Annotated in this window: 10 protein-coding genes, 1 tRNA gene and 2 rRNA genes; 9 read left to right on the forward strand and 4 right to left on the reverse strand. The window is 46.7% G+C overall.

Translation table 11 applies throughout. The features are described 5' to 3' along the window. The 5 genes from L5M17_RS21440 to L5M17_RS21460 form a co-directional block, all read left to right on the forward strand. Positions 1-93, forward strand: a 23S ribosomal RNA gene (locus tag L5M17_RS21440); the annotation flags it as partial. 188 nt (positions 94-281) lie between these two features. Beyond that, a 5S ribosomal RNA gene (gene rrf / locus L5M17_RS21445) occupies positions 282-397 on the forward strand. A gap of 36 nt (positions 398-433) precedes the next feature. Next, a tRNA-Asp gene (locus L5M17_RS21450) sits at positions 434-510 on the forward strand. A 334-nt stretch (positions 511-844) separates the two neighbouring features. Then, positions 845-1099 (forward strand): YkgJ family cysteine cluster protein, encoded by a 255-nt coding sequence (locus L5M17_RS21455; protein ID WP_113941201.1) that lies wholly within the window; start codon positions 845-847, stop codon positions 1097-1099. Between the two features lie 22 nt (positions 1100-1121). After that, positions 1122-1577: an Rrf2 family transcriptional regulator gene (locus L5M17_RS21460; protein WP_105250838.1), complete on the forward strand. Its 456-nt coding sequence runs from the start codon at positions 1122-1124 to the stop codon at positions 1575-1577. Here L5M17_RS21460 and L5M17_RS21465 read toward each other — a convergent pair. The 4 genes from L5M17_RS21465 to gpmM are packed head-to-tail and all read right to left on the reverse strand — an operon-like array spanning position 1552 to position 6246. Then, the gene (locus L5M17_RS21465) at positions 1552-2307 is read right to left on the reverse strand and encodes a divergent polysaccharide deacetylase family protein (protein ID WP_263149110.1); all 756 of its coding nucleotides are present in this window, start codon (positions 2305-2307) and stop codon (positions 1552-1554) included. The genes L5M17_RS21460 and L5M17_RS21465 overlap by 26 nt on opposite strands. A gap of 9 nt (positions 2308-2316) precedes the next feature. Next, entirely contained in the window at positions 2317-3525 is a 1209-nt protein-coding gene (locus tag L5M17_RS21470) for a S41 family peptidase (protein ID WP_263149112.1), read from the reverse strand. Positions 3526-3557: 32 nt separating this feature from the next. Next, positions 3558-4691, reverse strand: coding sequence for a murein hydrolase activator EnvC family protein (locus tag L5M17_RS21475; protein ID WP_263149114.1), 1134 nt, complete (start codon positions 4689-4691; stop codon positions 3558-3560). 10 nt (positions 4692-4701) lie between these two features. Beyond that, positions 4702-6246: a 2,3-bisphosphoglycerate-independent phosphoglycerate mutase gene (gene gpmM, locus L5M17_RS21480; RefSeq protein WP_105250842.1), complete on the reverse strand. Its 1545-nt coding sequence runs from the start codon at positions 6244-6246 to the stop codon at positions 4702-4704. Positions 6247-6513: 267 nt separating this feature from the next. Between gpmM and L5M17_RS21485 the strand changes: the two genes are divergently transcribed. The 4 genes from L5M17_RS21485 (at position 6514) to L5M17_RS21500 (ending at position 10244) form a co-directional block, all read left to right on the forward strand. After that, positions 6514-6948 carry a rhodanese-like domain-containing protein gene (locus L5M17_RS21485; RefSeq protein ID WP_105253030.1) on the forward strand — a complete coding sequence of 145 codons (435 nt, stop codon included), beginning with the start codon at positions 6514-6516 and terminating at the stop codon, positions 6946-6948. A gap of 295 nt (positions 6949-7243) precedes the next feature. Beyond that, positions 7244-7729, forward strand: coding sequence for a protein-export chaperone SecB (secB, locus tag L5M17_RS21490; RefSeq protein ID WP_006083777.1), 486 nt, complete (start codon positions 7244-7246; stop codon positions 7727-7729). A 4-nt stretch (positions 7730-7733) separates the two neighbouring features. Beyond that, positions 7734-8750, forward strand: a complete 1017-nt coding sequence (gene gpsA / locus L5M17_RS21495) for an NAD(P)H-dependent glycerol-3-phosphate dehydrogenase (RefSeq protein ID WP_105250843.1) — start codon at positions 7734-7736, stop codon at positions 8748-8750. Between the two features lie 309 nt (positions 8751-9059). Further along, positions 9060-10244, forward strand: a complete 1185-nt coding sequence (locus tag L5M17_RS21500; protein WP_263149115.1) for an NAD(P)/FAD-dependent oxidoreductase — start codon at positions 9060-9062, stop codon at positions 10242-10244. Positions 10245-10338: the final 94 nt, after the last annotated feature.

The following is a 10338-nucleotide window of genomic DNA, read 5'->3' on the forward strand; positions in this document are numbered from 1 at the left end:
AGCCGTTCGAGACTAGGACGTTGATAGGCATGGTGTGTAAGCGTTGTGAGGCGTTGAGCTAACATGTACTAATGACTCGAGAGGCTTAACCATACAACCCAGATGGGTTTTACTGAAAATGTTCCAGACATTTTCTAGCACTTCCTCCTTCCATGGAGGTCGTACGAAAAGCCTTAGACAGAATACAGATACTTGATAAAGTTAAAGACTCAACAGAAAATCAGCTTTCCGAATTATTATTAACGTGAGTCAGAGATGGACACGGTAATAAACAGAATTTGCTTGGTGACAATAGCCTTGTGGAACCACCTGATCCCATCCCGAACTCAGAAGTGAAACGCAAACGCGCCGATGGTAGTGTGGGGTCTCCCCATGTGAGAGTAGGTCATCGCCAAGCGCCTAATTTAGGTTAACGTGTAGATGTTAAGCTAAAGGAGCGGTAGTTCAGTTGGTTAGAATACCGGCCTGTCACGCCGGGGGTCGCGGGTTCGAGTCCCGTCCGCTCCGCCAACATTAAGAGATAAGCCTCATCGAAAGATGAGGCTTTTTTCGTTATGGCGTCGCGGGTAATTCGTGTCAGTGACGCTAATGCTTCGAGCTCGAAGCACATGGTTATCCTCATACTCGGCTATCATGTAGATGAAATCCTTATCAGAATATGAAGCTTTCGCTTCAATGTTAAAAATCAAAACCTACTTTTTGCCGATCTTTATTCCACTTTATCAATATTGTTTCTTTCACGTTCTGAAAACCTCCTGTGCGCGACTTGGCAGTATTGACCTGTGACACTGATCTCGGACAAATTAAACGGTATAATGCCTTATGTCTTTCATGAGTAACGAGAATGAATTGTCGTCTTGGGTGTGGTGCTTGCTGTATTGCGCCTTCAATAAGCAGCAGTATTCCGGGTATGCCAAAGGGTAAGGCGGCGGGTGAACGTTGTGTGCAATTGAGCGATGCCAATTTATGTTTGATTTTCGGCTCGCCTGATCGTCCTGCGGTTTGTAGTGATTTCGATGCATCTGATGATGTTTGTGGTCATTCAAACGAAGAGGCGATTTGGTTGATTACCCAACTCGAATCTCAGACCTCTCATTAAGTTTATCGCTGACAGGTGAAATATGCAGTTAACTCGTTATACCGATTTTGGCGTTCGTACCCTGATGTATTTAGCGGTTCAGCCAGATAGAACAACTTTATTTAGGATTGCTGAAATTACGCAGGTGTTTGATCTGTCACCAAATCATGTTTCTAAGATAGTGCATCATTTAGGCAAGATGGGTTACCTTGAAACCATCCGCGGTAAGATGGGCGGTTTCCGTTTGGGTAAGCCTGCGAGTGAGATTAACCTAGGGCAGTTAGTTCGAGTGTTAGAAAACTCACTCGCCCCGATTGATTGCAGCAAACCTTACTGCCGATTTACACCAGCCTGTAAGCTTAAAGGCGTGTTAGCCCAGGCTGTTGAAGCTTATTTGAATGTGCTGGATCAATATACTTTGCTGGATATTGTGAGTAACCGTGATGAGTTAGTCGCCTTGCTGCCAGACTTTTCTATTTCAGTACTGCAACTGGATTAGTACCACTTTTAAGTGCAATACCGATGGGGAGCAAACTCGATGCTGGCACCAGATCAATCCCCTCGGTTTTAAGTCTGTGTAGGTTAGCCTCTAAGAAGCGCATAGTTTCTGGATAAGGATGGGCAATCGCCACCAAGCTACCTTGGGTATGTGCCTGACTTATCATTAAGTTAAATTGTCTCTCGAGTGCATTGGCACTAGTATCATTGTCTAGAAACAGTTGGCGTTTTAATAAAGGAATGCCTAGCTTATCTGCGTTATCCCCTGCCTTAGTGAATCGTGTTGTCATACTATCGACAAAATACAGCTGCTTTTGTTTGAGTGTTTCCATGACCCAGAGCATGGGATCGTCTAGTTGAGTTAATAGACTCCCCATGTGGTTATTGGCACCTTTGGCAAAGGGAACGCTGTTAATCGCATCAATAACACTGGTGCGAATTTGTGCCTCAGTCATCGTATTGGTTAACCCCCCCAGCCCTAATGTCTTACCATTAAGCGCCTGCATGGGAAGATGTAGCATAATTTCGTGGCCTTTTTGGTGTCCTGCGTTAGCGAGTTCTTTGCCAAGTGGGGTATGAGGTAATACAGCGAGTGTTACTGTATTGGGCAGTGCCAGCACGGCTTTATCTGTATGACGATAACCTATGTCATCAATAATGAGTGCAAGCTGGGCTGCATAGCTTTGAGAAATGCTTAGGGCCAATAGGGCCAAGGAATAAAGTAAGCGCACAATTTCTTCTTATTCGTCATGGTGCTGTATCCATGCAATGGCAGAGGTCACTTGATGATCTTGGGCCAGTGATGCATGGGCTGATAGGGCGTCGATTATAGCTAAATTACCAACGCCGGAACCAGTTTCGGCGGCAATTTTTATGTCGGGGATGATCCCTATGTTGTGAATGTTTTCACCTCTAGGAGTATTGTACTGGGCAATTGTGAGTTTAATCGCGTTACCATCTTCTAAGATGGGGATCAGGCTTTGTACTGTACCTTTGCCAAAACTGGTCTCACCTAAGAGTTTTGCACGACCATTTTCTTGTAATGCGGCGGCGAGAACTTCGGATGCAGAGGCCGAGCCTTTGTTGATTAACACTAGCATAGGCACGTTAGTTAACATGGTTTGCGGTGAGGCATAGTAGTCAGAGTTGGCGTCGAAGAAGCGGCCAGAGGTCGAGACTATGCGTCCTTTGGCGAGAAAGAGATCCGCAATTTTAACCGCTTGGTCGAGTAGGCCGCCGGGATTATTACGTAGGTCTAAGATAAGTCCTGTGAGTGGTTTCTTTTGCCATTGGCTGAGCGAGCGCACCATATCTTCGGTAGAGTTTTCTTGGAAGTTGCTTAATCTGACATAGCCAATATTGCCATCAAGCAGTTGAGTGCTGACTGACTCTATAGTGATATTGCTTGGCTTGAGTGACACTTTAAAGGTGGCATCGTCATTACTGTGTTTTAGCTCTAAGTTAATACTCTGATTATTGAGACTATGTCTTTTTATTTCAGTAAGGATATCGGCTAGATTCGTTTCAGTCGCCAGGGTGTCGTTAAGTTTAATAATAATATCGCCCGCACGTATTCCCGCTTGCTCTGCGGGAGAATGGGCAAAGGGGGCTATGATGCTAATGTGGTCTTTTTGGGCCGCGACTTCGAAACCGAAACCAAAATACTCGCCGCGATTAGAATCTTTAAGATCGAGTAATTCTTGATGATTCAGGAAGCTGGAATAGGGGTCGAGATGTTCAAAAATGCCTTTGATGGCGGCCTGCACTAGCTCTTCTTTGGGAACGGTTTTGATATAGTAAGTTTCAACCGTTTCAAGTACATCTTGTAGTAATGGATAGTCAAAGTTGTCGCGGTAGGATTTAGCATTCTCTTGGCTGGAGAGGCTGATGGATAGGCCTAAAGTGAGACCTAATCCAACGCAACTGATATAGCGGATCATGTATTTCATAACGGTCCCCTGTGATAAGGGGACCGTTATGATTAGCGACAGTATTTCGCTGGATCGACGGCTTGCCCTTTATGCCTTATTTCAAAGTATAGGCCAGGCTCGCTCTGTCCACCTGAACGTCCGACTAAAGCAATCGCTTCACCGCTTTTTACCATCTCACCTGGGCTTTTTAGTAGGGTTTGAGCGTGACCGTAAAGACTCATATAACCTTTACCGTGATCGATGACCATAACAAGACCAAAACCGCGTAACCAGTCGGCATAAATGACTTTACCACCTGAAACGGCTCGAATATTTTGCCCTTCTGGTGCAGACAACATAGTGCCTTTCCACACTACTTGACCGGAACGTTGGCTACCAAAGCTAGCACTCACACGACCTTTAGTTGGCCATTTAAGTTTGCCACTTTGTTTACCAAAGCCTTCCATCGAGGGGTTATCTTTCATGGCCCGCAGCGCTTGTTCAACGACGCGCTTTAAGCTGGCCTCTTCAATTTGCAACTGCTCAAGCTCTGCACCCTTAGAATTTAAGGTGCGTTGCAGCTCTTTGATAGTCAGTTGACGCTGATCTTGCTCTTGGCTCAAACGTTTAGCTTGTACTTGTTGTTCGGCTACGAGTTTCGTTAATTGCTTTTGTTTACTCGTTTGCGGCACCTTGATCTCATCTAGCTCAGTCAAGGTTTGCTTTAATTCGTTGATCGACTTCATCCGCGCTTTATTGAGGTATTGGTAATAAGCCAACATACGCTCGATAGTGGCGGGACTTTGCTGATTAAGCATCATCTTAGTGTAATCGTGATTACCGGCAAGATAGGCGCTCGACAGCTGTTTCGACAGTGTTTGTTGTTGAGTCACTTTAAGCGTTTCTAACTCATCTTGACGTTGTTTTAGCTCGGCAAGTTTAGTGTCGATTTGCGCTAAGCTATTTTTGGTGCTGTTGACTTTTTTGGCCGCTGACGCAATCGCTTCTTCATCGCTACGCAGCAATGACAGCAGCTTTTCTCTTTGTTTACTGGTGGTTTTTAATGCGCTTTGTTGTTGATTTATTTGCGTTTGGATTGATTTTAACTCGGACTTACGCTTCTCCAAATCAGAAGCGTGTGCCGAGAAAGATAACATCATAAAGCCAGCAATAAGGCTGGCTTTAACAAGGAGTCGAGTGCTCACTAGGTAACGGTTACTCTTTTATGTGGATTAAGGGTTTGCCCGTCATCTCAGCTGGAATGGCTTCGCCGATCAAGGTCAAGATGGTAGGTGCAACATCGCTGAGTTTACCACCTTCATCTATGGTCGCATCGCGTCCAACAAAGACGAAAGGCACGAGTTCACTGGTGTGGGCCGTGTGAGCCTGACCTGTGGTTTCGTCGGTCATTTGCTCGGCATTGCCGTGGTCGGCGGTAATAATACATTCTCCGCCCACTTTCGCCAGCGCATCAACCACACGGCCGATACAAGCGTCGACAGCTTCACAAGCTTTAACGGCGGCATCGAAATTACCTGTGTGGCCAACCATGTCACCATTGGGGTAGTTACAGATGATCACGTCGTACTTAGTTGATTCAATTGCTGCGACTAACTTGTCAGTCAGCTCAGCTGAACTCATCTCAGGCTGTAGATCGTAAGTTGCCACTTTAGGCGAGTTGATTAGGATGCGATCTTCTCCCTCGAATGGCTCTTCTTTACCGCCGTTAAAGAAGAAAGTCACATGGGCGTATTTCTCAGTTTCAGAGATACGCAGCTGAGTACGACCTTGTTTCTGCAGCACTTCACCTAAGGTATTCACTAAGTTTTCAGATGGATAAGCGATAGGTGCTGTGATGTCGCCAGCATACTCAGTCAAAGTGACAAAGTGCATTTTCGGCATAACAGCACGTTCGAAACCATCGAAGTCTGGGTGAATAAAGCTACGAGTGATTTGACGGGCGCGGTCAGCACGGAAGTTCATAAAAATCAGGGCATCGCCGTCTTTTAAGGTCGCAACTTGACCGTTGGCATCTGTGATCGCCGATGAAGAAACGAATTCGTCGTTTTCGTTACGTTCGTAAGCCGCTTCCAATGCTGTAACGGCATTGTCGTATTGGAATTTTGACTTGCCTTGGGTGATTAAATCGTAGGCTTGCGACACGCGATCCCAACGATTATCCCTGTCCATAGCAAAGTAACGACCAATAATCGATGCGATACGGCCATGGCCTAATGTAGTAAACAGATCATCAAAATGGCTCAAGCTACCCTTAGCGCTGCGCGGTGGCGTATCGCGTCCGTCGAGGAAAGCGTGCAGATAAACCTGAGTTGCACCGCGCGCAACGGCCATACGACACATAGCTTCGATATGCTCTTCATGGCTGTGGACGCCACCGGGGGAAAGCAAGCCCATAATGTGCACAGCTCCGCCAGCTTTGATGGCTGAGTCTACCGCATCACATAGTGCAGGATTTTTTTCAAACTCATGATCTGCAATGGCTTTACTGATACGAGTGAGTTCTTGATAAACCACACGGCCAGAGCCTAAGTTAATATGGCCAACTTCAGAATTTCCCATCTGGCCATCAGGTAAGCCAACATCTAAGCCAGAACCTGAAATCAAACTATGGGGATATTTAGCGTTGAGACGGTCGAGTACCGGAGTCTTGGCGTGGAAAATCGCATTATTATGCGTGTTTTCACGGTAGCCCCAGCCATCGAGGATCAACAACGCGAGCGGACGTTTAGCTGTCGTCATAGTGATACCTTTAAGTTTTATAGAAGCGATAGAAATCTGAAATTGGTCAAATATTACTACGTTAGCGGGGTATGAAAAAGCGCTTTACCCCGATTAAGGTCATCGAATCACTAATTCGCCCGATTCTGTGAGTGGCTTGTGACAAGTACAGAGTCAATTGCACTAAAAGTGCGATCTCGAACTGTGACTAAACTGCTGCATTCTGCCAAGGCAATCGGTATACTCTGTGCCCTTATCGAATTTTCGCCATTTATGCGGGCAATCATCATGCAAGAATATATCGAATTTTTTAAAGCTCACTCAATGCTCAGTCTGGCTTGGGTGGGATTATTTGTTGTGCTTGTCGCGAGTATCATCAAATCGAGCATGTCAAAAATCAAAAGTATTTCTCATCAAGAATTAACGATTATGGTGAACAGACAGGATGCTAAAGTGGTTGATGTGCGCTCGAATGACGAGTTCCGCAAGGGCCATATTGTTGATGCACTTAACGTTACGCTCGCCGATATTAAAAATAATCAGATATCAGCCCTTGAAAAGTATAAAGCCAGTCCCATTATATTGGTATGCAATGCTGGCATGACCTCGTCTCAAGCCGCTCAGCTTTTGAGTAAGCAAGGTTTTGAAAACCTGTACAACTTGAAAGGTGGTATGGGTGAATGGCAGGCAGCAAATATGCCTGTTTCAAAAAGCAAAAGATAAGTTGTCGGCGGCAGTTATGATTTAAGCTGCACTCAATCCACGGGATAGTGCAGTAATAAAGTCATCATTGTTTGGCATACTGATCCTACGGTCGCTAAGGGCTTAATGTAAGTTTTTAGACTGGTTCGATCGATACCCGAATATGGGTACAAGTTGGGATGATACCGAGATCTGATATAGGCCTTGAGTAACATAAGCCCCGAGCCAATTTACGTTCAAATAGTAATTGGCTTTCAAATAATAATTGGCTTTCAACGAAAAGCCGATACAACATTGATAGGATAGGTAGGAAATTATGGCTGAAGTAGCAAACAACGAACAACAAGCCCCACAATTCAACATCCAACGTGTTTACACTAAAGATGTGTCTTTCGAAACGCCTAACAGCCCAGCGGTATTCCAAAAAGAATGGAACCCAGAAGTTAAGTTAGATTTAGACACGCGCAGCGCTAAATTAGCTGACGATGTGTATGAAGTTGTCCTGTCTTTAACTGTGACTGCACAAAACGGTGGCGATACCGCTTTCCTATGTGAAGTACAACAAGCCGGTATCTTCTCTATCACTGGTCTGACTGAGCCACAATTGGCCCATTCATTAGGTGCATACTGCCCTAACATCCTATTCCCATATGCTCGCGAAACCGTGGGCAGCTTAGTCGGTCGTGGTACTTTCCCACAACTGAACTTAGCACCTGTTAACTTCGACGCGCTGTTTGCCCAATACGTGCAACAACGTCAAGCTGCTGCGACTGCACCAGCTGCCGAAGAAGCTAACGCTTAATTACATGAAAAACTCTGCCGATATCACGGTATTAGGGGCGGGCTCTTATGGCTCCGCCCTTGCCATTTCTTTAGCCAGCAACGGTCATAAGACCTTGTTATGGGGACACGATCCTGTCCACATGCAAACGCTCGCTCAAGACAAGTGCAACCAAGCTTTTTTGCCTGGTATTGCGTTTCCTGATTGTTTACAGATCGAAGCCGATTTAGCCAAAGCCTTAGCCGCCAGCAACAATGTGTTAGTGGTCGTACCAAGCCATGTGTTTGGTACTGTGCTTGAGCAAGCTAAACCGTTACTCCGTAGCGATGCGCGCATCGTATGGGCAACGAAAGGGCTCGAGCCTGAAACCGGACGTTTGCTGCAAGATGTGGCCCGTGATGTGTTAGGTGAGCAATATCCGCTGGCGGTGTTATCTGGGCCGACCTTTGCGAAAGAATTAGCTATGGGTTTACCTACGGCCATTTCAGTTGCGGGCACTTGTCCTACGTTCACTAACGATCTCGTTGAGCTGTTACATAGCCCTAAACGTTTGCGGGTTTACGCCAATGACGACTTTACCGGACTGCAACTTGGCGGCGCGGTAAAGAACGTGATCGCGATTGGCGCGGGCATGTCCGACGGTATCGGCTTTGGTGCCAATGCCAGAACAGCCTTGATTACCCGTGGTTTAGTCGAATTGACGCGTTTAGGCGAAGCCTTAGGTGCCAATGCGGCCACTTTTATGGGCATGGCGGGGTTAGGCGACTTAGTGTTGACCTGTACCGACAACCAATCCCGTAACCGTCGTTTCGGTTTAGCTTTAGGTAAAGGCTGTGATGTGATGACAGCACAGGCTGAAATCGGCCAAGTGGTTGAAGGTTATCGCAATACCAAAGAAGTGTTTACGCTTGCGAAACGCCTCGGGGTTGAAATGCCGATCACTGAGCAGATTTACCAAGTCTTGTATCAAGGCAAAGCGCCGGTCGATGCTGCGAAAGAATTGCTCAGCAGAGAAAAGAAATCAGAAACGCCTACGCAATAAACCGCGAGCCGTGATGATGCTGTAATGCCGAATAAAGGAAAGGGTGCTAAAATAGCGCCCTTTTTTGTGCCCGGACTTCTGGTGTGCAAGATGTATCCCCGGTCATCAGGGCCCTTGATGTTCCCGACATCAGATGGCATTTCCTCCATCCCTGGAGGTCAGATGGTGAAAGAGGGGATTTGTGCCTAACGTTTGAGCTTATCTTTGCTCCGTTTAGCTGTTGCATGACTTGCTTGCTAAAGGTTCGCGAGTCATCAAATTGCCCGTTGGCAGACAATACCAATCAATTTATCTGTGTGGAGTAAGAGCGTGAAACATCATGATGTCATTATTATCGGAGCCGGCGCCGCGGGATTAATGTGTGCAGCGACCGCAGGTTACCGAGGCCGTGATGTACTCGTACTCGACAATGCCAAGCAAGCCGGGCGTAAAATCCTCATCAGCGGCGGCGGGCGTTGTAACTTCACCAACCTTAAGGTCGAGCCCGCTAACTTCCTCTGTGGCAATCCCCACTTTGTTAAGTCGGCACTCGCGCGTTATCCGTCGCAGCAGTTTATTGAATTGGTCGAGCGTCACGGCATTGAATACCACGAACGTGATCACGGCCAATTGTTCTGCAATGACTCGGCTAAAGAGATAGTCACTATGCTATTGACTGAGTGTGAATGGGCGGGCGTGACGATTAAGCTGCGCACCGATATTCTGGCCGTTAAAAAGACCGAGACAGGGCGCTTTGAGCTCAACACCTCTAACGGCGAACTGAGCTGCGACTCACTGGTTATCGCCACGGGTGGCTTATCCATGCCAAAGCTGGGCGCCACGCCTTACGGTTATCAACTGGCCGAGCAGTTTGGCCTCAAAGTATTGCCAACTCACGCGGGTCTGGTGCCGTTTACCTGGCATAGTGAAGATAAAATTCGTTTCGAGCCCTTGTCGGGAATCGCAGTGCCGAGCCGCATTACTGCCAAAGATGGCACTGCATTTAGCGAAGCGCTGCTATTCACTCACCGTGGCTTATCTGGCCCCGCCATTTTGCAGATTTCCAACTATTGGAAAGCGGGCGAAACCATAGAAATTGATCTCTTGCCGAATATGGATTTGGCGCAATTGCTAGAACAACAGCTCGCCGCACATCCAAAACAAAGCCTGCGCAACACCCTCAGCCAATGGTTGCCTAAACGGCTGGTGGAAGTGTTATTCGATGAAGCCCTGTTGAATAAAGCGTTAAATCAGCTAGTGCACGCCGAGCGCGCAAAACTGGTGGATGATATACACCACTGGACAGTATTGATGAACGGCACCGAAGGCTACCGCACCGCAGAAGTGACCTTAGGTGGTATTGATAGTAATGAGTTGTCATCCAAAACCATGGAAGCCAGCAAAGTCGCAGGACTCTACTTTATCGGCGAAGTCATGGACGTAAGTGGTTGGTTAGGCGGGTTTAATTTTCAATGGGCCTGGGCATCTGGCGTGGCTGCAGGACAAGCGGTTTAGTTGTAAAGATGAAATTCGAACGAAGACTATTTGAATTCAACGAAGACAATCTTTTTGTATAAATTGATAGAATCTACCTTATAATATTGATTTA

Origin of the sequence: Shewanella sp. SW24 (genome assembly GCF_025653395.1) — a bacterium.
Classification (GTDB): domain Bacteria; phylum Pseudomonadota; class Gammaproteobacteria; order Enterobacterales; family Shewanellaceae; genus Shewanella; species Shewanella oncorhynchi.

Excerpts from the sequence above, each read along its gene's own strand:
- L5M17_RS21455 (WP_113941201.1), top strand. The coding sequence starts at position 845 with ATGAATTGTCGTCTTGGGTGTGGTGCTTGCTGTATTGCGCCTTCAATA.
- L5M17_RS21460 (WP_105250838.1), top strand. The coding sequence starts at position 1,122 with ATGCAGTTAACTCGTTATACCGATTTTGGCGTTCGTACCCTGATGTAT.
- L5M17_RS21470 (WP_263149112.1), bottom strand. The coding sequence starts at position 3,525 with ATGAAATACATGATCCGCTATATCAGTTGCGTTGGATTAGGTCTCACT.
- gpmM (WP_105250842.1), bottom strand. The coding sequence starts at position 6,246 with ATGACGACAGCTAAACGTCCGCTCGCGTTGTTGATCCTCGATGGCTGG.
- L5M17_RS21485 (WP_105253030.1), top strand. The coding sequence starts at position 6,514 with ATGCAAGAATATATCGAATTTTTTAAAGCTCACTCAATGCTCAGTCTG.
- secB (WP_006083777.1), top strand. The coding sequence starts at position 7,244 with ATGGCTGAAGTAGCAAACAACGAACAACAAGCCCCACAATTCAACATC.
- gpsA (WP_105250843.1), top strand. The coding sequence starts at position 7,734 with ATGAAAAACTCTGCCGATATCACGGTATTAGGGGCGGGCTCTTATGGC.